This is a genomic window from Peribacillus cavernae, assembly GCF_003989135.1.
Lineage (GTDB): Bacteria > Bacillota > Bacilli > Bacillales > DSM-1321 > Peribacillus > Peribacillus cavernae.
In genome coordinates this window covers 51,765-75,649 of record NZ_RYZZ01000010.1, presented here as the reverse complement: position 1 = coordinate 75,649, position 23,885 = coordinate 51,765, and the positions used below count along the sequence as shown (strand labels likewise).

Below are 23,885 nucleotides of genomic sequence, written 5' to 3'. Positions count from 1 at the left end.
TCGTTGAATATCATAAAAAAAAACGTCTAAGCTCAATGCTCAGACGTTTTTTTTTGGCGACAAGATGTTTTTTTTATGATACTGTTTCTCCAATTCTGTGAATAATTCACCAAGCTGGACAAAGGAATGGTAAAGAACCGGCCGTGCCAGAATAAAACGTAACCTCTCTTCTGTATTAACAGGTTTATAGGGAAAACGAGCCAATTTATCCTCCCAGTCCATTAGATGAACAGGCTCACTATGCAGCCAAAATAGAATTGATAGGAGTAAAGAAAGTCCCTCTCTCATCGGCTCTATTGTTTCTTGGGCCTTCCTCTCCGCAAACAGCTTTCCGGCCTTTTCCTTTAGCACCAGCCACCTGGCAAGAAGATCATTTATAGGCTTGCGGCAGTTCTCCCATGGATGATGGCTATCTAAAGCACTCCAATATAGAATTTCATAAGGAAAAAACGGCTCTCCGCATGTAATGGACCAATCCTGAAGTCGGTCCGGCGATATCTCCATTTCATCTGTGGAAAAAAACAGCGAGGATTTCAGTTCTGCCGGAATCTTGCATTTTATAAGTCCAGTCATTTCATTTCTTTCCTCTTCATGCGTTTCTTTCCTTCCCGGCACAGCTCAAGAAGCGGACAAATTTCACATTTTGGTGATTGCGCCTTGCAGTGGTACCTCCCAAAAAAGATTAAGCGGTGATGGGTGATGGACCATTCTTCTTTCGGAACTTTTGCCATTAATGTTTTTTCCACCTCAAGGACACTATCCTTCCACCTGCTGATGCCAAGGCGCTTGCTTACTCTTTCGACATGGGTATCGACAGCTATTGCCGGTACATCAAAAGCGACAGACACTACCACATTCGCCGTTTTCCTGCCGACACCGGGCAAGTTTGTCAGTTCATCTCGGTCTCTCGGAACCTCTCCGTTATACTCTTCAATAATCATCCTCGAAAGCTTTTGGATATTCTTCGCCTTATTCCGGTATAGGCCGATTGAGTGGATATCCCGCTCAAGCTCTTCACTCGGTACACTTATGTAATCCTCAGGCGTTTTGTATTTTTCAAATAAATGTTTGGTGACTCTGTTTACTAAAGCATCTGTACATTGAGCGGATAACGCCACAGCAATAACCAGTTCAAACGGATTTGAATGGTCCAGCTCACAATGGGCGTCAGGAAACATTTCCCCTATCGTATCAAGGCACCTGTTTATTTGCGCTTTATTAAGCATCTGCTTGCTCCTTTAAACATCAATTACTGTTCCAGCCAGTTATAAAAAGGAACTTCCTTTGCGGCAGCGGCCGGTCCTGCCTTTTTGTCACGCTTTTGATGGACCCGGAATTTCTCGCCATGGCTTTTTGCTTGTTCAAGCGTTTTAACACCATTCTTCTTCCACTCAAACAAAATCCGGTCAATATAGCGAAAATTTAATTTTCCGGATATTACACTTTCTCTTAATGCAGCTTTTATGATATCAGGGTGGTGATCCTCCTCCATCCACATTGCCAGCGTTTCACATTCAAAAGGCGACAATGGACGTCCGAATTCTTTTTCAAATATGGTATACAGGCTGTCATTATCAGCTGCAGCCTGGGCGCTTTCGGTTTGATTCAATGTCTTCAGAAAGCAATCGATCATTTTTTCATAGAGGGGATCGATGGAATATCTTTCATGGCGAATGGAATTGGAATATTCCTCTTCAATGTCAATGAAACCCTTTTGGATTAAGCGCTGGATCATGAATAAACATTCTGATTCCTGGAAAGTCATCCGGGCGGCCATTTGACTTGGAGTCGGAAACGCATTCCCCATTTCCAGGAAACTCTGCAGTTGCAATAACAGCATCACTTCCTGTTCGTTAAGTCCCATTGCTTTATAGTTACTAAAGAGAAAAGAAGGAATCGTGATCGTGCCTTCCTTCAACCATGCAAATATCTTGTTCTTTATCATAATAAGACACCTCAAATGTAGTATAACATGAAATTCACTGGCGGATTAAGAGCTAAGCGAGTTGAAAGTTTTAACAGCTCCAGTCCTTTTTCGCGGGGCTATATTAGCACCGAATGAAAGAAAAAGAACGGCAGTGCCACCATATATTTGGCAGAGCCGTTCTTTTCGACTGTTTTTAGTTTTCCGTTTCCATCATCAAGGATATAATCTGTTTAGCAAACGAGGAAACGGGATTGTCTCACGCACATGCTCGACGCCGCTGATCCATGCTACTGTCCGTTCTAAGCCAAGTCCAAATCCAGAGTGCGGAACAGAGCCATATTGTCTTAACTCGAGATACCATTTATAAGCTTCTTTACTCAGGCCATACTCTTCAATCCGCTTTTCCAATAGTCCGAAATCATGGATACGTTCCGATCCGCCGACAATTTCTCCATAGCCTTCCGGAGCAATCAAATCAGCGCAAAGCACCACATCGTCCCGATCAGGGTCGGGCTGCATGTAAAATGGTTTGATTGAAGTCGGATAATGAGTAATGAATACCGGCTTATCATAGCTTTCGGCAATAGCCGTTTCGTGGGGAGCACCTAAGTCATCGCCCCATTTGATATCAGCAAATCCTTTTTCATTCAGGAAAGTGACGGCATCATCGTACGTTATGCGCGGGAATGGCGCCTGGATTTGTTCGAGCTTAGAAGTATCACGTCCCAATGTGTTGAGCTCAAGCGTACAATTTTTCAACGCCGATTGAACGACGTAAGAAACATACTGTTCTTGAACCTCGAGGTTATCTTTAAATTCATAAAACGCCATCTCAGGCTCAATCATCCAGAATTCAATCAAATGCCGTCTCGTTTTTGACTTCTCTGCACGGAATGTCGGTCCAAAGGAAAATACTTTGCCGAGCGCCATTGCCGCTGCCTCTAGATATAACTGTCCGCTCTGGGAAAGATACGCATCTTCCTCAAAATATTTCGTGGCAAATAACTCAGAGGTTCCTTCCGGAGCACTTCCAGTCAAAATCGGCGGGTCGACCTTTACAAAACCTTCGTTGTTAAAAAATTCATATGTGGCCCTGATAATTTCATTGCGGATTTTCATTATGGCATGCTGTCGCTTCGAGCGGAGCCATAAATGGCGGTTATCCATCAAGAACTCAGGACCGTGAGCCTTTGGCGTAATCGGGTAATCCACTGATTCATGAATCACTTCGATATTTTTGACGAGCAGCTCGAAGCCAAATGGGGAGCGTTCATCCTTTTGGATGATCCCTGTTACATACATGGAAGATTCCTGTGAAGCTGATTTGGCGTGAGCAAAAATATCTTCACCGACATCTTCCTTGACGACCACACCTTGGATAAAACCGGAACCATCACGCAGCTGCAGAAAGGCAATTTTCCCGCTGGAGCGTTTGTTGGCCAGCCAGCAGCCAATGGTGACTTCCTGATCGACATATTTATTTGCTTCTTTTATGGTTATTTTCACGTTACATTTCCCTCCAAATTGCAATCCATATTAAGGAATTAACCTTTTTAAGCCATCTTTCCTTTTACAAACTTATGGATTCTTTCTACGGCCTCTTCCAGCTGGTCAAGCGATGTCGCATAAGAAAGGCGGATATAATCGTCAGCGCCAAATCCGGAGCCCGGGACAACAGCCACCAATGCTTCCTCAAGCAACGCAGTTACAAACTCTTCAACGCTGCTATAGCCTGCCTGTTCTGCTGCCCTTTTGACATTTGGAAACAGATAAAAAGCTCCATGCGGCTTAATGCAGGAGATTCCCGGAATTGCGACAAGCTTATCGTAAATAATATTTAGCCGCTCTTCAAAGCTTGAACGCATTTCTTCCACTTTATCCTGGGGGCCGGCATAGGCAGCGATGGCACCGTATTGGGCCGTTGTTGTAGGGTTGGAAGTGCTGTGGCTGGCCAGGTTTGTCATCGCCTTGATGATCGCTTCATTGCCGGCGGCATAGCCAATTCTCCAGCCGGTCATGGAATATGATTTGGAAACACCATTAATAAGGATGGTCTGTTCTTTTAATTCCGGAGACAATTCGGCAATGGATGTATGCGATGCATTGCCATAAATCAATTTTTCATAGATTTCATCGGAAACGATTAATACATCATTTTCGAGACATACTTCCCCTATAACCTGAAGTTCTTCCTTTGAATAAATCATGCCCGTAGGATTGCTGGGGGAATTGATTATTAGCGCCTTTGTTTTTGCGGTAATGCTCTCCTCAAGCTGTTCTCTCGTTAGCTTAAAATCATTTTCTTCCTTTCCTTCTACATAAACCGGTATTCCACCCGCAAGCTTCACCTGCTCCGGATAGCTTACCCAGTAAGGAATCGGGACGATGACTTCGTCGCCTTCATCGAGGATCGCTTGAAACAATGTGTATAGGGCATGCTTTGCGCCGGAGGCAACGATGATTTCAGAAGCCTTGTACGAAAGACGATGATCTCTCTTTAATTTACCTACTATTTCTTCTTTGAGTTTTGGGAGGCCCGCAGAAGGTGTATACTTCGTATGCCCCTCATTCATCGAAAGAGTTGCCGCTTCGATGATATGTTGGGGAGTATTGAAATCCGGCTCCCCTGCGCCAAGTCCGATCACATCATGGCCCTGTGCTTTCAGCTCTTTTGCCTTAGCGGTGATGGCCAGCGTTGAAGATGGTGTTAATGTCTGTACACGGCTAGCTAATTTCATGAAATGATCCCCCATTCTATATACTTCGATAATATTTCAGCCATTCCCCTGACTGGAAATCATAATAGTCATAATTATACCTGTTCGATTCATCAAGATATGTGACTTCCCAAAGCGGTGTGCTGCTTTCCATGCCCAGTTTGACGGAAATAATTTTTTCAGGATGGAGTTGTTTTTCAGCAATTTGCAAAATTTCTTTTTCCGATTTTCCGTCATGGTAATTTTCCGTGACCGGCTTTTTCTTGTTATCATTCGGCAGCCAAACGACCTTTTTTTCGCCATCTTTCGTTTTGCCAATCACCACATTGTAGGAATCCTTTCCATTATAAATATAAAACTCGTCCATTGTGACAAGTCCGCTTATCTTTCTTGCAGATTGAAAGGATTCCCTGGCAGCATCTTTCTTTGGCCCTAACGCATTTATGTACGCACCGGCTGTAAAGCCAATAAAAACAACGACAATGATCGCAGAAACAATCAGCCATTTTTTCAAGTAAAGTCACTCTTTCTATGTACGATAAATCGTAAATATCGCTTTTTCCTGATTTTCTGAGTCGAGCGCCAGCCCGAACATTAAGTCTTTTTCTTTTAAAGTCCGGTTCAAAGCATCGACGACCTTGTATAGATCCGGCGAGTTTTCAATCGTAACCGTCGAAAGCACTTCAATTTTGCTTTCCATCCATAATTCCCCCAATAAATTTCTACTGTCTCATATTCTTTCAAAACAAGCGGATACTAGCAGCGCTTTTCTCATTATAACAGCTTGGCTTTATTTTCGATAATATTTCTTGATTATTTTAGTCAATATCCGAAACCCGGTCAGCGCGTTAATCAGACTGCTTTCCCTTCATGGAGACTGTCTCACTTCCTGGTATTAAGGAAATTCTTTATTGGAAAAATTTCATGAGTTGTTTTTGTGAATTTCGCTGTCACTGTTCCTTGTTTGGCGGTGTTAAAAACCTCAATCCACATTTCGCGGAATTTCTGGACCATTTCTCTTTCGACTGCTTTGTCAACCTGTTCGCTAAGGATTACAGCCTGGGGATCAAGGTGTTCAGCTGTTGCAAAAGGCATGGCATTATAAGGCGCCTTTATAATTTGGACATCAGAAGGATTCAATTCCATGAGTTTGTTTCTAATTTTTTCAGAAGATGATGTTACATACAGAAGATAATTGTCCTTTATCTTAAACGATAAATCAAGCCCTTCCTCTTTAGTATCATTTTCATGAATCACACTAATTTCAATTTCATCCAAAAAGGTTTCCTTCGATTGCTCGCTCCACAGACTGAGCTCCACTCCTTGCAGATCACTGAGTATGCTGTTTACCCTATTCTCCATCTTTTTTCCGGCAATGACCCTGGGAACGTTATATTCGGTGACGATATTCTTCACATTATCATCGTAGCCTTTTGTGGCTTTTGTCAGGATAACAGCATCAATCTTCTTCACCCCGTACAGCGTAAGCCACTTTTTCAGTTTATTTTCTTCGGCGGCCGTTCCTGTATTAATCAAAATGGTCGAACCATCCTCTGCCTGGAGAATGGCTGCATCGCCGCTGCTCAGATCAAAAAAGGTGAATGCATATTCATTTTCCATCAGATTCAAATCGATTTTCTCTATCTCATCAGGTATCACTGACTCATCATCTATATTCGGCAGCCATCCGGACAGAGCAATAATAATGGAAAAAATCAGCTTCATGGTTAACCCTCCAACATGATTTTATATCCATAGATTGCCTATATTTTTGGAATTTATTCCGCCTTTTGCCGCAAGCGAGTATTTCTTCGTGCTAGCGGGACAACACTTCCACAAGCAGCTTTCCAAATTTGTAAGAGGCACATAGCTTAGATCCAATCCTTTATTTTTTCTTTCATTTTGTTGAGGCCGATCTCCTCCCATTGGATCTGGGGAATCGCAGAAATAAACTCTTTTCCATACCTGCTGGCGGTAATTCGCCTGTCCAAAACGATCAAGACCCCTTTATCTCTATCGGTTCTGATCAATCTGCCAAATCCCTGGCGAAATCTCAGGACTGCTTCCGGGAGTGAATGTTCCGTAAATGGATTCCTCCCCTGTTTTTCGAGAAGCGAGCACTTTGCCTCAGTTACAGGTTCATCAGGCGGGGAAAACGGAAGCCGGACTATTACCAGGCAGGAAAGTCTTTCGCCGGGTATATCAACCCCTTCCCACAGGCTTGTCGTTCCAAACAAAAGCGCCTTATCAAAGCTTTGGAAATTCCTAAGCAATTTCATCTTGCTCCCGCCGGTTATACCCTGCGCCAGGATCGTGTACTCCTCAAGCAGCCCTGACTTTTTCACCTTATGATGCGTACGCTGCAGCATATCGTGGGAAGTAAACAAAATCATCGTTCTGCCGCGGGCAGCTTTTGCTATTGCAATAAGATGTGCGGATGCAGCGTCGGTAAACCCCTCAAGAGATATCGAATTGACTTCCGGCATCTCACTTGAAACGAACGCCCTCATGTTTTTTGCAAAATCAAAGGGAGAAGGAAAAATTTCACTTTTAATGTCCAGATTTTCAATGCCCAGCAGCCTTTTAAAAAAGCGGAACGATTTCTTTACTGATAATGTTGCCGAAGTCATGACAACACTTTTTTGAGCGGCAAAAAAGGTTTCCCATATAAGACTGGCTGCAGAAACTGGCTGGGACGATAGCGAAAGTCCATGATGCGGTGCTGATGGTATATAATTAAGCCAATAAACAGCATAGTTTGACGGGTGAACGAAAAATTCCTCTAATGTTAATCTCAGTTCGTCAATGTGAACGATCAACAATTCGAGTTCATTAAGGAAAAACAAAGCATTTCTTCCTAAGTCCAGTTGGTTTAAGGCAGAGACGCGCTCAGCCAGCCCCTCAGCAAGTAAAAATAAATGCTCAATCAATCTCTCTGCAAGTATTGTTACCTGCTTCCATTCTCCGTTCTCTTTGACTTTTATTGCCATTGCTTTCGGGCCTTCGTTTTTTACATGCTTCTCCGCTTTTCCGGCCAGCATATAGAACAATTGCTCAAATTCGTACATAAAGTCATTGAGCGATTGTTCTAAAACAGAGATAGGCCTTACATGTTCAAGTTTCTTTTCGCGAACCATTTTTTCCAGGCGGAACAACAGCTGCTTTTGATCATATGCCCCTAACCGGTTTAACTGTGTTTTAACTGAAACATAATCGAACCTCGTACCCAAATATTTGGACGCTGCCTGCTCTAAATGGTGCGCTTCATCGAGGATCATGTAACCCTCACTCGGAATCAGCCTGTCTTTAGAAAGTAGATCTGCCATTAAGTACGCGTGATTGGTTACAATAATGTCCGCTGTTTCCGCGACACGCCTGGCCCTTTGATAAAAATCGGCACCAGACCAGGGCTGAAGCAATCCAGGATAGGTATGATCATCGCTTTGTAGCCTTTCCCAAAACAGCAGCCCGCCACTTGTTAAATTCAACTCATCTCTATCTCCTGTGTCTGTTTCCGTGAGCCAGACGAGTATCTGCATCTTGGTAAGTGCCGTTTCATAATTATCATCTTTCTGGCGAAGAGCCCGTTCGAATTTGGCCAAACTTAAATAGTTGCCTCTGCCCTTTAATAAAACGACATGGATCGGAAAAGGGAGCATCTCTTTTAATTTTGGCACTTCCTTTTGAAGCAGCTGCTCTTGAAGCTGGATGGTATAAGTCGAAACAACAACCGTTTTATGAGTTTCTTTTGCAAAATATGCAGCCGGAAAAAGGTACCCCAATGATTTTCCGATGCCTGTTCCGGCTTCAATCATGGAATCGCGGCTTTCCTGAAATGATTCATAAACGGTATCCATCATTTTCAATTGGCCTTCCCTGTACTCCATCTCCGGCTTTGTTCTTCTGATTCCCTTTAACCTTTCCTCATGGTTCTCTGGAAAACGAGGGGATGGATTTTCTCTGTATGTATCTATTCGATTAACCTTTTTTAAGGCAAGGCCCCGGAACGTTTCGATATCAAGGCGGCGGACTTCGCTCCGTGTTAGTTTTTGGCTAATAAGTACATCTAGCAGCTCAGAAATCTCACTTTTCAGTGAAAAAGAAAGCTTATATAGCTGTTTTAGTGTAATTAACGGAAGCAATTGAAGTCGCTTTTTCAGTTCGATAAACAGGAGTGCTGTGACATAAGCATCGCTATCGGCACGATGAGGCCGATCATGTTCCAGATTTGCGTCACGTGCAAGCTGATTCAATTTATAACTATCCGAGGTCGGTTTTACAATTTTCGCAAGTTCTACCGTATCAATCGTCGATCCATAAAAACCTTCGAAACCGCAGCGTTTCAATTCCTCCTGCAGGAAAGATAAATCGAATAATACATTATGGGCAACAAAACACGAATCCTCGAGGAAATCAGCGATTTTAGGGGCAACCGCTTCAAAAACCGGAGCACTCTTGACCATCTCATTATTAATTCCGGTAAGCTCTTCAATAAAAACCGGAATATCCTGTTCCGGATAGATAAATGTTGAATACTCATCAACAATTTTGCCATTTTCAATAGCGGTTCCAGCAAATTGGATAATCCTGTCGCCCTTTTTCGGTGAGTTGCCGGTTGTTTCTAAATCTATTACCACGTATCGCTGCGACATATATTGTACACCTCAAAACATTTCCTTCATTGAATGATCATCCTGTTGGTCACTTTTTTATATACCATATCACGTAATACGAGCAAAAGGAACGTTCGTGATGAATCGCTTCCTTATGTTGAAATTTCTCTAACTAAAAAATCCCTCAAAGCGAGGGATTTTTTAAAATGTCTAGCGCAAGCAGCCTAGCCCCTCGAGGTCATAAGTCAATCACAGTAAGAAGGAAAGAACGCCTTCTTTCTGTGCTCGCCTTATGCTTGTCGGACTTGCGCAGGATGCGCTGACGTCGACGTTCGCCACAGGACGTGGCGGATCTTAGTCGATGTTCCTTTTTACAAGGCGCTTCCGCTTTTCTTATTACATAATCGTAGCTTCAGGTTCATGGGCGATCAGATCAACAATCCGATTATTTTCATCCATAATAGCCACTTTCGGCTTATGATCATGGATCTTTTCTTCCGGAATAATCGCATATGAAATAATGATGACGATATCATCCGGCTGAACCAATCTTGCCGCTGCCCCATTCAGGCATACCACGCCGCTGCCTCTTTCCCCGGCGATGATATATGTTTCCAATCTTGCCCCATTGTTATTATTTACAATCGCCACTTTTTCATTGGGAAGCATACCGACAGCATCGAGAAGATCTTCATCGATGGTAACACTTCCTACATAGTTCAAATTTGCCTCCGTAACACGTGCGCGGTGTATCTTCCCATTCATCATTGTACGAAACATGCAGATTCCCCCTTAATCATTCTAAGATGCTAGGATAATGCCATCGTGATATTATCAATCAACCTTGCCTGTTTAAACTTCACAGCCAGGGCGATAATGATTTTACCCTTCAGCTTTTCAAGCGGTTCCAAATCGGGATATGAATAGATCTCAATATAATCCACTTCACCGCTCGTAGATGCTTCGAGATGCTCCCTTATCATACCGGCAATACGTGCCGGGCTGGCAACCCCGTCTTCAATTGCCCGTTTGGCAAGCTGAAGGCTTTGGTATAATTCCTTCGCTTCCCTGCGCTCTTCCTGATGGAGATACACATTGCGCGAACTCTTCGCAAGACCATCTTCTTCGCGGACAGTCGGGACCGGGACCAGTTCAATATCAAAATGGAAATCCTTGATCAATCCATCGATTACGGCAATCTGCTGGGCATCTTTCATGCCAAAGTAAGCCTTGTCCGGCTGGATGATATGAAAGAGTTTTGTCAGTACGGTGGCAACCCCGTCAAAGTGCCCTGGCCTTTTTCTGCCGCATAAAACAGCGGTACGGTTTTGGACGGTGACGTTTACGGATGGTTCGTCATGATACATTTCTTGCACCGCCGGGAAAAAGATAAAATCGACACCTGCTTCTTCTGCGATTTTTTCATCTCTGTTCATATCGCGCGGATACGTTTCAAAATCTTCGTTCGGCCCGAATTGTGTCGGATTGACAAAGATGCTGAGAACAACAAGATCATTTTCTCTCCTGGCATTTGTCAAAAGTCTTCGATGTCCCTCGTGAAGGTAACCCATCGTAGGGACGAAGCCAACAGATTTCCCGGCTCTCTTTTCCGCGCGGATCGTTCGCTGCATGTCACGTGCTACGGTAATTATTTTCATGATTTGCCTCCGTATAAGGCAGCCACTTCTCCTTCATTCATTGAAAAGGTATGTTTCTCTTCAGGGAATTCATTTGCTTTAACCTCTTTGACATATTGGGATAGCGCGGCTGTAATCAGCCCGTTCGCATCTCCGTATGTCTTCACGAATTTAGGGACACGGTCCACACCGTAATTGATGACGTCATGGAAAACAAGCACCTGTCCGTCCGACTCCGCGCCAGCACCAATCCCGATGGTGGGAATGTCCAGCGCTTTGGTAATCATTTCAGAAACCTGATGCGGCACACACTCAAGCACTAAAGCGATCGCTCCCGCTTCCTCGCACTTCTTTGCATCCTCGAGCAGCTTTTGTGCTGCGTCTGCATCTTTCCCCTGTACTTTATATCCGCCAAGCACGCCGACAGACTGCGGAGTTAACCCGAGATGGCCCACTACCGGAACGCCGGCGTTTGTCAGGGCAGCGATTTTTCCGATCACATCTTCCGCCCCTTCAACCTTGACCGCATCCGCCTGGCCTTCCTGAAAAATGCGTGCAGCATTTTTTAAAGTCTCGTCCAGCGAAAGGTGATAACTCATAAAAGGCATATCCGTGACAACAAAGGTATCCCTCGCACCTCTTTTAACGGCTTTTGTATGGTGGATCATGTCGTCAACTGTCACCGGGATCGTTGACTCATATCCGAGCACAACCATTCCTAAGGAGTCTCCGACAAGGATCATGTCCACGTCGGCCTGTTCTGCTAACTTGGCGGTCGGAAAATCGTAGGCTGTCAGCATAACAATCTTTTCGTTGTTTTGTTTCATTTTCATAAATTGTCCAGATCGTTTCATTAGTTTCATCCCTCCGTCCCCGTCCAGCATCCTGGATCAAGGCAGAAATTTGTTTTATTATTTTCTTACCAGGTGCAGTTCACCTAAGATACTGCCCAAAGGAATTATACCAATTTCTTTTCAAAATTGCTATTACTTTACTATACTAAGGGATTTCTATATCTGCGGAATAGATTGTATGAATTTGTCCGGCGTTATCTTCAAGAAGCAGCACACCTTCATCCGTTATCCCGAGTGCTTTGCCATAAAGCGTTTCCGTCAATGTGGATGCTTTGATTTCTTTTCCTAAACTGACGGCATAGCTCTCCCATAAGATTTTTATCGGTGTGAAGCCTTTGTCGAGATAGAGCTGATAGAGTTGTTCCATTTTGGCCAGTATATGCTGAATCAGCCTTGCCCTTGAAACGGGCTGGCCGGACTCAATAAAAAGGGAAGATGCTTTTTGCCGCAGATCTTCAGGAAAATCATCGTTTTTTTGATTTACGTTGATCCCGATGCCAATAATTACTGAATGAATCCGATCGGCTTCAGCCTGAAGCTCAGTCAGGATTCCGGTGACTTTCTTTTGGTTAATGAGGATATCATTGGGCCATTTAATGCCTGGCATCAAATCCGTTGCTTCTTCGATGCCCTGGACGACAGCCACGGCAGTAAGCAACGTCAACTGTGGCGCCTGGTGAAAGGGAATATTAGGCCTTAGTATTAAGCTCATCCAGACCCCGGTATGTTTTGGCGAGTGCCAGCTTCTGGAAAGCCTGCCCTTACCAAACGTCTGCTCTTCAGCGACGACAAGAGTCCCCTCCGAAGCACCATCTCCAGCTAACCGGTGGGCGATTTTTTGAGTGGACTCAACCGACTCCTCATAATGGACGGATTTCCCGAAAATTTTCGTCTGTAGACCGAGCTTGATTTCATTAGCCGTCACCTTTTCAGGCTTGCTGACAATCTGGTACCCCTTTTTCCTAACCGCTTCCAATACATATCCCTCACTGCGCAAGTCTTCAATATGCTTCCATACCGCAGTCCGGGAACAGCCGATATATTCTGCGATTTCCTGGCCTGAAATAAATTTCCCGTCTGCTTTTGAGAATGCTTCAATCAATTTACTTCTTACATCCGTTTGCAATGCTTAAGCCACTCCTTTACCGCTTCTTTTCGATTTCGTACCTCCCCGTTAAGAACAGCTTCGAGGATACCCATTAATTCTTCCTTTACCCAGGGGCCTGGACGCCGGTCGAACCAGCTTATCAGGTCATTGCCATTAACCGCTAATTCAATCATCGATTGAATAGGCAGCTCCTGAAAAGCCTGATATACGCTACTCTCTGCTTTACGCCCGTCCTCATTGCCAAGAATCGCGATTATCCTGGCAGCCTTCACTGCCTCCTCGACACCTGCGTTAAAAAGGGCCATTCGATCCTTTGTGAAATCGCTGCTGTTATCGATATGGATCAATAATCTTTGAATTTCCCTTATTTGTTTTACAGGTATTTTCCACTTTCGTAAAAAAGTTTCTATATTATCGACATAACACTCCGTCAGTAACAAGGTCCACAATACAACAGGGTCCGTAAGCTTCTCCAGCGGCAGGGATTGAAATCTTTCAAGGGCCTCTTTTTGACTTGCAAGTCCTGGTAAATATGTATACAGTCCGCTTGCAGTCAACAATTTGAGCGCTTTTTGCTTGCTTTTGCCCATCAGCAGTTTCTCAAACTCCGTATAAATACGTTCCACTGCAATATTTTCTAAAAGGCAGCTATTTTTACGCAACGATTCGAACGCTTGTGCGTCCAGTTCAAACGAGAGCTGGCTGACAAAACGGAGCGCCCGCATCATCCGGAGTGCATCTTCGCGAAACCTTTCACCCGGTTCGCCGACAGTCACGATCCGTTTTTCAAGAATCGCTTTTTTTCCATGGAACGGATCAATTAAACGGCACTGTTTATCCATCGCTATCGCATTCATCGTAAAATCTCTTCGCTTTAAATCATCTTCGAGGGAACGGACGAATTCGACAGTATCCGGACGGCGGAAATCCGAATAACCGCTCTCCGTCCTGAAGGTCGTAATCTCATAGCCTTCACCATTTACTAACACCAACACAGTCCCATGTTCAATGCCAACATCCACGGTTTTCCGAAAGATTGATTTAATTTCGAGCGGGGTCGCAGATGAGGCAATATCAACATCATTGATTTCTTTATGCAAAAGATAGTCGCGTACAGAGCCGCCAACAAAATAGGCCTCAAAGCCCGCTTCTTCGATTTTTTCAAGGATAGGTACAGCTTTTAGAAATGTCTTGTTCATGGAGAAGATACTCCTTTATCGATCAGGTAATTTTGGAGACACCAGTTTACCGTATATCGATTCATATTTTGCTGTGATAATATCAGAGCGGAAATCAGATTGCACTTTTTGATAGGCCGCTTCAGAAAACTGTTTATGCAGTTCGGCATCGGACAGCAGTGCGACAGCTTTTTCAGCTATAGTTTCTATATCTCCGAGCCCGCAAATGTAGCCTGTTTTCCCATCCTCGATGACTTCCGGAATCCCGCCGACGTTTGTGCCGATACAAGGCACCCCGCAGGCCATTGCTTCAAGCAAAACAAGGCCAAAGCTTTCTTTTTCGGATAACAGCAGGATCAGGTCACTAATGGAATATAGTTCCTCCAGATTATCCTGTTTACCAAGGAACAGGACATGTTCTTCCAGGCCAAGTTCTTTAACCAGCTTGCTAACGATTGTCATTTCAGGCCCATCACCGACAAGAAGTAATTTTGCTGGAACCCTTTTCCGCGTTATATCAAAAGCATGCACTACGTCCTTCACTCGCTTAACAGCGCGGAAATTAGAGACATGGATGCAAACCTTTTCCGAATCACTAATTCCATATTGCCTTCGCAATTGATGTGAATCCGTTTTTTGATAGATGCGTTCATCAATGAAGTTATAGACCGTCAAAATATCCTTGTCAGGTGCTATCAATTCCATCGTTTGGCTGACGAGGGCATCGGAAACAGCCGTAACCACGTCCGACTTTTCGATTCCAAATTTTATTAAATCATTCAAGGACGGGTCATAGCCTAAAACCGTTATATCTGTTCCATGAAGGGTAGTGACTATCTTCACATCCGTATCCGCCATTTGCTTTGCCAATATCGCACATACAGCATGCGGGATTGCATAATGGACGTGCAGGACATCAAGCTTTTCTCTTTTGATCACTTCCGCCATTTTACTTGCCAGCGCAAGATCATAGGGAGGGTATTGAAAGACAGAATACGAATTGACTTCTACCTGATGGTAATAAATATTATGATACATCTTGTTTAACCGAAAAGGCAGGCTTGAAGAAATGAAGTGAATTTCATGGCCTTTTTCAGCAAGCAGTTTGCCGAGTTCGGTAGCAACTACTCCTGAACCTCCGACAGTCGGATAACAAGTAATCCCAATTTTGAGTTTCATATCATTCTCCTAATAAATCAGCTGAACCTTATTCTCCATCAGTCCCGCCTTGTTCATGTTCGATGTCTCTCCATGCCATATAACCATTCTTCAATCCGAGGATCAATACCTCTGCTGTTCCCATGTTTGTCGCAAGCGGTACGGCATAAACATCAGCCAGCCTGATCAAGGCAGTAACATCCGGTTCATGCGGCTGCGGCGTAAGCGGGTCCCGAAAGAAAATGACCATATCCATTTCATTTCTTGCAATCATCGCACCAATTTCCTGGTCTCCCCCAAGCGGGCCTGATTTGAATCTATGTACAGGCAAAGATACTTCCTGGGAAATGAGCATTCCCGTCGTCCCGGTCGCAAATAATTCGTGCCGTTCGAAAATATCTTTGTACGCTGTCACAAACCTGATTAAATCCTCTTTTTTCTTATCGTGGGCGATTAAGGCTATCTTCATCCAGACCGTCTCCTATTCGATGATATTTTCTAAGCCATATACGAGGCCACCCTGCTTCATTACCGTTTCAACGGCCAGTTTCACACCGGACATGAACGATGCCCGGTTAAAGGAATCGTGGCGCAGTGAAAGCATTTGCCCATCCGCTCCGAACAGTACCTGCTGGTGCGCGATTAACCCTGGAAGCCTTACGCTGTGGATGTGCATGCCGTCAATATTGGCGCCGCGTGCCCCATTTATCGTTTCTTTCTCGGCCGGATGCCCCTGTTCTTTTGTCTGCCTGCTGCTCTTGATCATTTCCGCTGTTTTTACAGCTGTTCCTGATGGCGCATCCAGTTTTTGATCATGGTGCAGTTCAATAATTTCAACATCAGGGAAAAATTTGGCTGCCATTTGCGAAAACTTCATCATCAAAATGGCGCCGACTGCGAAGTTAGGAGCGATGATGCAGCCCAACCCGGTTTCTTTGGTAAGCCTGGCCAATCTGTCCAAGTCCTGATTCGAGAATCCCGTTGTTCCAACTACAGGGCGAATCCCATGGGTCAATGCCGTTTCAGCATGCAGCATGCCGACTTCAGGTGTCGTCAGGTCAATCAGCACATCTGCTGTTACGCCTGAGAAACATTGTTCGACATCCGAATATACCGGTGCATTGATCCCTTGAAATCCTTCGATATCCTTTAGGTTCATCCCGTCATGCAAGTGATCCAGGACTGCTGCTAGTTCAAACCCATTTGTTTCGTGGACAAGCTTGACCGCTTCCCTGCCCATTCTTCCCCTTGGTCCAGCAACGATAATCTTAGTTTTCTCCACTGTCATCCACCCTCTCTGTTTCTTTTCCGATTCTTGTCCATCTGTCTTTGTCGCGGGTATTAAATTTATTCATGACTGCATCATGTGCCGTCTGTAAATCAATGTCTAATGAGTTTGCAAAACAAACAATCACAAAAAGCATATCGGCAAGTTCTGCTTCAACAGTGTTTTCCTTTTCTATCGATTTTTTTGGCTTCTCGCCGTAAAAATGGTTCACCTCACGGGCAAGCTCCCCTAACTCTTCAGAAAGCCTGGCAAGCATCGCAAGCGGACTGAAGTATCCTTCCTTAAACTGGCTTATGTATTCGTCCACTTCAGCCTGGAGCTCAGCCAACGTTTTTTTGTTCTCCAATTATATCACCCTTTTCACTGCTGCCTGTTACCTTATTCTTTCTAATGGTAGCGAAAACTTTCGTTTCTGACAACATTTGCGCCATTCTCGCCTGCATTGCTACTGGATGTTTATTCCTTTATAATTATGGTCACCTGAGGTTCAGAAAAACGGACTGCTGGAGCTAGACACCGGTACAAATTAAAAAAGTTATACTCTGGAGGTATTGAATTAGATGTTTACTGGCTTAAAGTTTAAAAATATATTTTTCATCCTGTTTGGTTCAGGGATACTCGGCTTTGGGCTGATCCATTTCAATATACAAAATAATCTTGCAGAAGGCGGCTTCACCGGGCTGACATTGATTATCTATCAATTAGTCGGAATTAATCCTTCTTATTCAAACCTGATCTTAAATATCCCGCTTTTTTTTCTTGGCTGGAGACATCTTGGGAAGACAGCTTTTCTCTATACGATAATCGGTACTGTCAGCTTATCAGTATGGCTGTGGATATTTGAACGATTCCAATTTGATATGCCGCTTGGCGACGATTTAATGCTTGCCGCACTGTTTGCCGGCATCTTCGTCGGTATCGGTCTTGGAATCATCTTTAGATACGGAGGCACCACCGGGGGTTCCGATATTATCGCCAGGCTTGCTTTCCGTTATACTGGCTGGAGCATGGGAAGAACGATGTTTTTATTCGATGCGCTGGTCATTACGCTTTCCATCATCACCTATCTTGATTACCGCGAAGCGATGTACACACTTGTGGCCGTCTTTATCGGTGCAAGAGTGATTGATTTCATGCAGGAAGGTGCCTATTCGGCCAGGGGTGCGATGATAATATCCGACAAAAACACGGAAATTGCCGCTAAGATCATGAAGGATATGGACCGGGGCGTTACTGTCTTAAGGGGCTATGGTTCATTTACCAAGACAGACAGGGAAGTGCTGTATTGTGTCGTCGGCAAAAACGAAATTGTCCGGCTTAAGAACGCGATCACCTCTGTTGATCCCCATGCCTTCGTCTCCGTCAGCATCGTCCATGATGTTCTCGGAGAAGGGTTCACATTGGATGAAAACAAAAATCCGATTGATCGCTAAAAGCGAAGTACCTTTTAATAAATAGACAAAAAAACAACTTCAGCATCTGCACCGAAGTTGTTTTATTTAAAGAAAAGAAGTACAAGTTTTTGAATTTTTACATCTTTTTATATGTCATTCTTCGTTGCGGCTCATTCCCGTATAAATCATGATCAATCGTACCAATTCAAGAACGGCGACAGCTGCGGCAGCGACATAAGTCAAGGCTGCGGCATTCAGAACCTTTTTCGTTTCCCTTTCTTCATCATTTCTGATGACTCCTAAGGAAACGACTTGATCCATCGCCCTTGATGAAGCGTTGAATTCAACAGGCAATGTAACGATTTGAAACACGACGGCTGCGGCCATGAAAGCGATGCCGACAAGCAGAAGTCCGGAAATTTGGGCAAAGATACCAATCAAAATCAGGACCCAGGATAAGTTTGATCCGATGTTCGCTACCGGCACAAGGGCATGGCGGATACGAAGAAAGGAGTAATCCTGCTGGTCTTGGATCGCATGGCCAACTTCATGCGCCGCAACGGCTGTACCGGCGACTGAATGGCCGTGGAAGTTGTCGGATGACAACCTGACTGTTTTCGAACGGGGATCGTAGTGATCGCTCAAGACGCCTCCCGTTTCTTCGACTGTGACATCATACAATCCGTTCTGGTCCAGGATTTGCCTTGCCACCTGGGCCCCTGCCATCCTGGAAGAAGACGGCACCTTCGAGTATTTCTTATAGGCACTTCTTACCTTCATCTGTGCAAATATCGGAACGAGAATGATGATCGCCAAATAGATGAAATACATATCTTCCTCCTGATTATTTCTAACGTACTTTAATTGTATGTTTCGAGAAGGGTACTGTCAATCATTTCGCTCTTTGATTGATTTTTCCTTACCGCCTTTATATTTTCTCCAACCAACGTAGGATAATGTCAAAATAATGATGCTTCCTGTCGAGATAATCACCCACCAAAGAGATGGATCTGCCTCGTCTTCATTCATCTCGTCAAAAATTGATTTAAAATCCTGCTGCAATGCGTCCAACTCTTTCTGGCTCCCTTTTTCTGAAAAAACCTGGGTGCTATTCTGATTGATAAACTGCAGGCGTTCATCCAGCTTTTGGATCCTATCCGGTGCAAGATCAACCTTTAAGCTTGGATAGATCATGTCATATTGAGATAGCAGCGTATTTAGCTGTACATGAAATTCCTCGGGGTCCTGCTTCTTAACCGCAGCTTTAGTCTGACTGAACGTTACCATCAACTGATCTTCCATGGCAGTCCACAACGGTTGATGTGTGGAGTTAATCGCATCAATAACAAGCCGGAATTTAGTCACTGAATTTACTTTTTCTGCCGAGGATGCTTGATTATTTTTCACAGCCTGTAATGCTTGATTATGGGCCACTGTAATGATACGAAGTTCATCCATACTGAAAATCTGTTCTTTGGCAGTGGCTTTTAAAAACTGATCCGAGAAATAAGACAGCATTTTTTCTGTATCTTCATATCTTTTCAGCTTTGTCAGCTGCAATGCCTCATCAGAGATTTCATCTAATTGAAGTAAATTAGAGGGGGACTCTGCTTGAACATTAGAAAAAGAAACTGCAAATACAACGCATAACAGCAACAGAATTTTTTTTGCCATACCCTTGTCCCTCCTTATTTCTCTACTAAACAATATGAGAGACGATTTAAGAGTAGACCAGAGTTAGGCAATTATTTTTCTAGCGATAGGGTGTATCGGTGTTTGCGAAAGCCAAAATAATAACCAATGAAGATAGATAGTATGCTTAACCAAAAAGTAAAATAGCCAATTCGGTCCATATAAAGCATGAGGTCGCTGTACCTGGGCATCATGTTAAATACATAATCGATAATATCATTATGTATCGTCCATATTGCTGCTGCAATCAGGTGCCATGCTTTCATGCGGTAGAACGGTGAATAAAGAATTCCCTGAATCGCCATCGCGAAATGTGATGCTATCAGCATATAGCCTTCCCACGGTAAATACCCCGTCGTATAAAGGGTTAAGAGATTCATGACAACAGCCCAGATCCCGTATTTAAAAAGCGTAACAATCGCCAGTGCCTCGATCAATCCCCAATTTGTTTTCAATAAAAAAGCGAGCAGGACAAATGCAAAAAACAAACTGGCCGTAGGGCTATCAGGAACAAACGGCAAAAAGATTGCAGGTGTTTCCTGTAATTGATAGCCATACCAATAATACCCGTAAATAGTCCCTAAAATATTGATGACGAAAAGCAAAGCGATTACATTTCTATTAGCAAAAAACACATAAAGGATATTCATACCCTTCCCTCTTTCTATGCTTCAATCAACTGGTCTGACATGCTTTACTTCCATTCTACCTTTATTGTCCAGGGAATCCAAATTTATTCTCTAATTATGTCGAAAAAAAACTGACGAAGAAGTTCCGCCAGTTTATTAATGTTAATATAGTATATCTTTTTCAACGAGAATTGGTGTCTGGCTCCAGCGCCTAGCCCCGACGCACAGGACGTGCTAGTGCCGGCGAAGACATAAGGATGTGGCGGCTCTTAGCCGACGTTCCTTTTTACCAGACGCTTGCGCTTTTCTTGTGTTATTCTGATTTTGCATTTGAGATGAATTCAGCCAGCTTTTCTAAATCCTCATCTGAACCTTTGAACATACCGGCTGGCATCGCGCCTTGGCCTTCCTTAGCAATTTTCGCAACTTCTTCAGGCGTAAGGCCGGTATCCAGCAATGTAGGCGCCGAGGCACCACCGGTTAGTTCAGCGCCATGACAGCTGATGCAGCCGCTGGCATTGAATACTTTATAGCCTTCACTTTCTTTGTCAACTGAGCTTTCCGCAACGATTTCCCCTTGCTTCTTGGCTGCTTCCCAGTCATGGGTAGAAGCTGATTCCCAGGTAAGGAAAAAGATAGCCGCAATTGCAAGCAGCATGAACCCTACTGCAAACGGACGTTTTGCAGGACGGCGGTGCGGGCCGCGGTCGATAAACGGCGCAAGCATCAGCGCCCCGAATGCTAGTCCGGGAATGACAAGTGCTCCAATAACATTATAAGGGCCGGAAGCATAGGTATATTTCAATAATTGATAAAGAAATAAGAAATACCAGTCAGGCAATGGGATATATGCAGTATCAGTCGGATCCGCGATTCTCTCTAACGGAGAAGGGTGGGCAACTGTTAAGCATAAATAACCAACAAGGAAAACTGCCCCAACCATCCATTCCTTTAACAGGAAGTTAGGCCAAAACGCTTCCGTTTTACCTGGATATTCCGAATAATCCTTCGGAATATTCGGTTTACGATGCTCAGCCGTTTTAATACGTGAGTCGCCAACGAACTTCATACCTTTTCCACGCTGCATTGAACAATTCCCCTCCTTTATGAAAAGGTTATTAATAATCTAGATTCGATTTCTCTTTTACAATGGGCCGGAAATACCCTGTTTGCGGATCATCAGGAAGTGAGCCGCCAATAAGCCCATAAGTGCCCCAGGCAGGAAGAATACGTGTATTGCAAAGAAACGGGTAAGTGTTTGCGCCCCGACAATGGTCGGATCCCCGGCAAGCAATGTTTTAATTGCCGTACCGATGAATGGAACGGACTCAGCGATCTGCAAACCTACTTTAGTCGCAAAGAGCGCTTTCATATCCCAAGGCAGCAAATAGCCTGTGAAACCTAAACCAAGGACGATGAAGAAAATGAGCACTCCAACAATCCAGTTAAGTTCACGCGGTTTTTTATAAGCTCCCTGGAAGAATACGCGAAGTGTATGTAAAAACATCATAACGATAACCAGGCTCGCTCCCCAGTGGTGCATACCGCGGATGATTTGTCCGAAAGCTACTTCATTTTGCAAATAGAATACAGATTGCCAAGCATTTTTAATATCAGGTACGTAGTACATAGTCAGGAACATACCTGAAAGGATTTGGATTACTGTGATGAAAAATGTCAATCCGCCAAAGCAGTAAACAAACGCTGAGAAGTGATGCGCCGGGTTTACGTGTTCTGGAACCTCATGGTCAGCAATATCCCGCCATAACGGCGTAATATCTAACCGCTCATCAACCCAGTCATAAATCTTGTTTAACAATTATTACGCCCCCTTATGCGGTTTTACTTGGCCTAAATAAAGCATTCCGTCCTTTTCATTATAATCATAAACGTCCAGTGGTGCTACCGGCGGTGTTCCCGGAACGTTTACCCCGTCTTTTGTATATCTGCCATAGTGGCAAGGACAGAAAAACTGATTTGGATTGGACTTGTCCGTATTCCAGTCAACCGTACAGCCCAAGTGCTTGCATACCGGTGATAAAGCGACTATTTTGCCATTATCATCTTTATAAACCCAGGCGACTTTGGTTTCTTCGGACTTGTACCAGGCGTCTGTTTGCTCATACGTAAAGTCGACACGCTTTGGTTCAGTTGTCAAATCGGACACTTTTTGATTAGTAGCGATAAAATCCCCGCCTGCATCCGCCTTCAGTACAGGGTCAACAGCAAATCTAACCATTGGCATTAACATACCGGCTGCCATGAACCCACCTACTCCAGTAAGTGTGTAACTAAGGAATTGACGTCTTGAAACATTATGTTTGCTCATGCATTTTCCCCCCCTCTATCAGAAGCTTCAGTCCAAGCGGACCAATTGATAGTAACACTATAAAACTAGGACATTACAATGATATATCAATAATTCGGCAAGGTCAACATTCTGTTAAATTTTAAAGATGCAATAATGTGTCTAAATTTCGAAAATTTCAAAAAAGGCCATTTATGCCTCATTCCATTTTCTTTTGAACAAGTCAAATACCTGGCGTGCCTGGTCACCCACCATGGTCCGTACCTGTTCTTCCCCAAAATGTTCGAGGGGGATAGAAGGCATCCAGATTAACGTGCCCGCAAACTCAGGCTCCCTGGCTTTCCACTCACTGTCAGATGTGATGAAATAAATGTTTTGAAAGCTGCCTATTTCATTTTTCCAATCGTTAACCAGTTCCATTCTTTTGTCGATGTCAACGCTTGACAAGTAAGCAAGTGAAGGCATCAGCATAATTCGGCCTTTAAATTGATGTTCGATAGCAGCAGTAAGCAACGTGATAAAATCATACATCGATGCCGATTGTTTCATTCCATTCTCAAATGCAACGGGTACAAGCGGCACGAGTACGGTATCGATATACTCCCTTGCCTTATCAAAGGTATCAATATCTTTTGGTGTCCATCTCAAAGATTAAAACCTCCTCAAACTTATGTATCAACTCCCATATTATTTTAGCATTTTTCTTCTTTATATAGTATCTTTACCAATTCCACGCGATTTTACTATTGAAACTGTCATTTTTTTTGACCAAGACAAAATAAAAAAACCTGCCCTTACGGGAGGCTTTAAGTATTTTGTCTTGATTTACCTAGTTTGTTTCTCTATTTTGTTTAACTGGTCTGATAGTTGAAGGAAAGCTGTTTCATCATGGCGGTCTAAAGCTTCATCGATCTGCAGCAATATTTTTTCGCGTTGGAACGTGAGAATCGTTTTCTCTAAAAACTGTTCGGCAAGAATTTTGTCTTTTTCATTAGATGTGCTGCTTTTTTGCATAAAAGGATTGTCCTCCAGCACAGCTGCATATTGATAGATAGAATATGCAGATTTGAAATTCAATTGGATATAGATTTCCTCCTCGCGATTCAGCCTGATATCGTGGAAGGACTTTTCTGCATCTGTCGTCATGATGTTAGATTTGTAAAATCTGAATGGGGCTTCGTCAACACAGTGCGTTGACATCACAAGTCCCCTGGGGCAATATTGCGCATGTTCCACAAAATGTACCTTCTTCATTAATTGGTCATGGCTCATTAGATAGTTCAAAATCCACACACATTCTCTTCTTTTTAATTGATAATGATTCAAAAACCAACGAATGAAATCTTTCTTTTCATTTACAGATACAGGAGCAGCCACCATGA

At 43.7% G+C, this 23,885-nt stretch carries 27 protein-coding genes; 1 reads left to right on the top strand and 26 read right to left on the bottom strand.

Translation table 11 applies throughout. The annotated features are described in order from the left end of the window. Positions 1-39: 39 nt before the first annotated feature. From ELQ35_RS10260 to ELQ35_RS10175, 18 genes are all read right to left on the bottom strand, one after another. Entirely contained in the window at positions 40-573 is a 534-nt protein-coding gene (locus ELQ35_RS10260) for a YpoC family protein (protein WP_126864753.1), read from the bottom strand. Then, positions 570-1,226, bottom strand: coding sequence for an endonuclease III (nth, locus tag ELQ35_RS10255; RefSeq protein ID WP_126864752.1), 657 nt, complete (start codon positions 1,224-1,226; stop codon positions 570-572). The genes ELQ35_RS10260 and nth overlap by 4 nt, the downstream gene beginning before the upstream one ends. A 23-nt stretch (positions 1,227-1,249) precedes the next feature. Then, positions 1,250-1,945 (bottom strand): DnaD domain-containing protein, encoded by a 696-nt coding sequence (locus ELQ35_RS10250; RefSeq protein ID WP_126864751.1) that lies wholly within the window; start codon positions 1,943-1,945, stop codon positions 1,250-1,252. A gap of 195 nt (positions 1,946-2,140) precedes the next feature. Beyond that, positions 2,141-3,433: an asparagine--tRNA ligase gene (asnS, locus tag ELQ35_RS10245; protein WP_126864750.1), complete on the bottom strand. Its 1,293-nt coding sequence runs from the start codon at positions 3,431-3,433 to the stop codon at positions 2,141-2,143. 47 nt (positions 3,434-3,480) lie between these two features. Then, on the bottom strand, positions 3,481-4,665 hold the full coding sequence (locus ELQ35_RS10240) for a pyridoxal phosphate-dependent aminotransferase (protein WP_126864749.1): 1,185 nt from the start codon (positions 4,663-4,665) through the stop codon (positions 3,481-3,483). 16 nt (positions 4,666-4,681) lie between these two features. Then, the gene (locus ELQ35_RS10235) at positions 4,682-5,158 is read right to left on the bottom strand and encodes a cell wall elongation regulator TseB-like domain-containing protein (protein WP_126864748.1); all 477 of its coding nucleotides are present in this window, start codon (positions 5,156-5,158) and stop codon (positions 4,682-4,684) included. Positions 5,159-5,173: 15 nt separating this feature from the next. Next, positions 5,174-5,344 carry a YpmA family protein gene (locus tag ELQ35_RS10230; protein WP_126864747.1) on the bottom strand — a complete coding sequence of 57 codons (171 nt, stop codon included), beginning with the start codon at positions 5,342-5,344 and terminating at the stop codon, positions 5,174-5,176. 182 nt (positions 5,345-5,526) lie between these two features. Further along, positions 5,527-6,369, bottom strand: coding sequence for a ComEC/Rec2 family competence protein (locus ELQ35_RS10225; protein ID WP_126864746.1), 843 nt, complete (start codon positions 6,367-6,369; stop codon positions 5,527-5,529). A gap of 146 nt (positions 6,370-6,515) precedes the next feature. Beyond that, on the bottom strand, positions 6,516-9,296 hold the full coding sequence (gene dinG, locus ELQ35_RS10220) for an ATP-dependent DNA helicase DinG (RefSeq protein ID WP_126864745.1): 2,781 nt from the start codon (positions 9,294-9,296) through the stop codon (positions 6,516-6,518). 357 nt (positions 9,297-9,653) lie between these two features. After that, positions 9,654-10,037 carry an aspartate 1-decarboxylase gene (gene panD, locus ELQ35_RS10215; protein ID WP_126864744.1) on the bottom strand — a complete coding sequence of 128 codons (384 nt, stop codon included), beginning with the start codon at positions 10,035-10,037 and terminating at the stop codon, positions 9,654-9,656. Between the two features lie 29 nt (positions 10,038-10,066). Beyond that, positions 10,067-10,915 carry a pantoate--beta-alanine ligase gene (gene panC / locus ELQ35_RS10210; protein WP_126864743.1) on the bottom strand — a complete coding sequence of 283 codons (849 nt, stop codon included), beginning with the start codon at positions 10,913-10,915 and terminating at the stop codon, positions 10,067-10,069. Further along, a complete protein-coding gene (panB, locus tag ELQ35_RS10205) occupies positions 10,912-11,748 on the bottom strand; it encodes a 3-methyl-2-oxobutanoate hydroxymethyltransferase (RefSeq protein ID WP_126864742.1) in 837 nt (278 codons plus the stop codon). The genes panC and panB overlap by 4 nt, the downstream gene beginning before the upstream one ends. A gap of 145 nt (positions 11,749-11,893) precedes the next feature. Next, positions 11,894-12,874 carry a biotin--[acetyl-CoA-carboxylase] ligase gene (locus ELQ35_RS10200; protein WP_126864741.1) on the bottom strand — a complete coding sequence of 327 codons (981 nt, stop codon included), beginning with the start codon at positions 12,872-12,874 and terminating at the stop codon, positions 11,894-11,896. Further along, positions 12,859-14,055, bottom strand: coding sequence for a CCA tRNA nucleotidyltransferase (locus ELQ35_RS10195; protein ID WP_126864740.1), 1,197 nt, complete (start codon positions 14,053-14,055; stop codon positions 12,859-12,861). Before ELQ35_RS10195 ends, ELQ35_RS10200 begins: the two co-directional genes overlap by 16 nt. Before the next feature lie 15 nt (positions 14,056-14,070). Further along, positions 14,071-15,213, bottom strand: a complete 1,143-nt coding sequence (gene bshA / locus ELQ35_RS10190; RefSeq protein WP_126864739.1) for an N-acetyl-alpha-D-glucosaminyl L-malate synthase BshA — start codon at positions 15,211-15,213, stop codon at positions 14,071-14,073. 28 nt (positions 15,214-15,241) lie between these two features. Beyond that, positions 15,242-15,661, bottom strand: a complete 420-nt coding sequence (locus ELQ35_RS10185) for a methylglyoxal synthase (RefSeq protein WP_126864738.1) — start codon at positions 15,659-15,661, stop codon at positions 15,242-15,244. Positions 15,662-15,673: 12 nt separating this feature from the next. Beyond that, on the bottom strand, positions 15,674-16,474 hold the full coding sequence (dapB, locus tag ELQ35_RS10180) for a 4-hydroxy-tetrahydrodipicolinate reductase (RefSeq protein WP_126864737.1): 801 nt from the start codon (positions 16,472-16,474) through the stop codon (positions 15,674-15,676). Beyond that, on the bottom strand, positions 16,461-16,826 hold the full coding sequence (locus ELQ35_RS10175) for a nucleotide pyrophosphohydrolase (protein ID WP_126864736.1): 366 nt from the start codon (positions 16,824-16,826) through the stop codon (positions 16,461-16,463). Before ELQ35_RS10175 ends, dapB begins: the two co-directional genes overlap by 14 nt. 214 nt (positions 16,827-17,040) lie before the next feature. Between ELQ35_RS10175 and ELQ35_RS10170 the strand changes: the two genes are divergently transcribed. Further along, positions 17,041-17,913 carry a YitT family protein gene (locus ELQ35_RS10170; RefSeq protein ID WP_126864735.1) on the top strand — a complete coding sequence of 291 codons (873 nt, stop codon included), beginning with the start codon at positions 17,041-17,043 and terminating at the stop codon, positions 17,911-17,913. Between the two features lie 114 nt (positions 17,914-18,027). Here ELQ35_RS10170 and ELQ35_RS10165 read toward each other — a convergent pair whose 3' ends face one another. The 8 genes from ELQ35_RS10165 to ELQ35_RS10130 all read right to left on the bottom strand — a co-directional run bounded on the left by ELQ35_RS10165 (position 18,028) and on the right by ELQ35_RS10130 (position 23,880). Beyond that, positions 18,028-18,705, bottom strand: a complete 678-nt coding sequence (locus ELQ35_RS10165; protein WP_126864734.1) for a zinc metallopeptidase — start codon at positions 18,703-18,705, stop codon at positions 18,028-18,030. Positions 18,706-18,762: 57 nt separating this feature from the next. After that, positions 18,763-19,548 (bottom strand): sporulation protein YpjB, encoded by a 786-nt coding sequence (ypjB, locus tag ELQ35_RS10160; protein ID WP_126864733.1) that lies wholly within the window; start codon positions 19,546-19,548, stop codon positions 18,763-18,765. A 71-nt stretch (positions 19,549-19,619) separates the two neighbouring features. After that, positions 19,620-20,216: a lipoprotein heptaprenylglyceryl N-acetyltransferase LhaT gene (gene lhaT / locus ELQ35_RS10155; protein ID WP_126864732.1), complete on the bottom strand. Its 597-nt coding sequence runs from the start codon at positions 20,214-20,216 to the stop codon at positions 19,620-19,622. 292 nt (positions 20,217-20,508) lie between these two features. Further along, on the bottom strand, positions 20,509-21,282 hold the full coding sequence (locus ELQ35_RS10150; RefSeq protein ID WP_126864731.1) for a menaquinol-cytochrome c reductase cytochrome b/c subunit: 774 nt from the start codon (positions 21,280-21,282) through the stop codon (positions 20,509-20,511). Positions 21,283-21,339: 57 nt separating this feature from the next. Beyond that, positions 21,340-22,014, bottom strand: coding sequence for a menaquinol-cytochrome c reductase cytochrome b subunit (gene qcrB / locus ELQ35_RS10145; protein WP_126864730.1), 675 nt, complete (start codon positions 22,012-22,014; stop codon positions 21,340-21,342). A 3-nt stretch (positions 22,015-22,017) separates the two neighbouring features. After that, the gene (locus tag ELQ35_RS10140; protein ID WP_126864729.1) at positions 22,018-22,524 is read right to left on the bottom strand and encodes a QcrA and Rieske domain-containing protein; all 507 of its coding nucleotides are present in this window, start codon (positions 22,522-22,524) and stop codon (positions 22,018-22,020) included. 171 nt (positions 22,525-22,695) lie between these two features. Further along, positions 22,696-23,151, bottom strand: coding sequence for a YpiF family protein (locus tag ELQ35_RS10135; protein ID WP_126864728.1), 456 nt, complete (start codon positions 23,149-23,151; stop codon positions 22,696-22,698). 177 nt (positions 23,152-23,328) lie between these two features. Continuing rightward, on the bottom strand, positions 23,329-23,880 hold the full coding sequence (locus ELQ35_RS10130) for a ReoY family proteolytic degradation factor (protein WP_126864808.1): 552 nt from the start codon (positions 23,878-23,880) through the stop codon (positions 23,329-23,331). Positions 23,881-23,885: the final 5 nt, after the last annotated feature.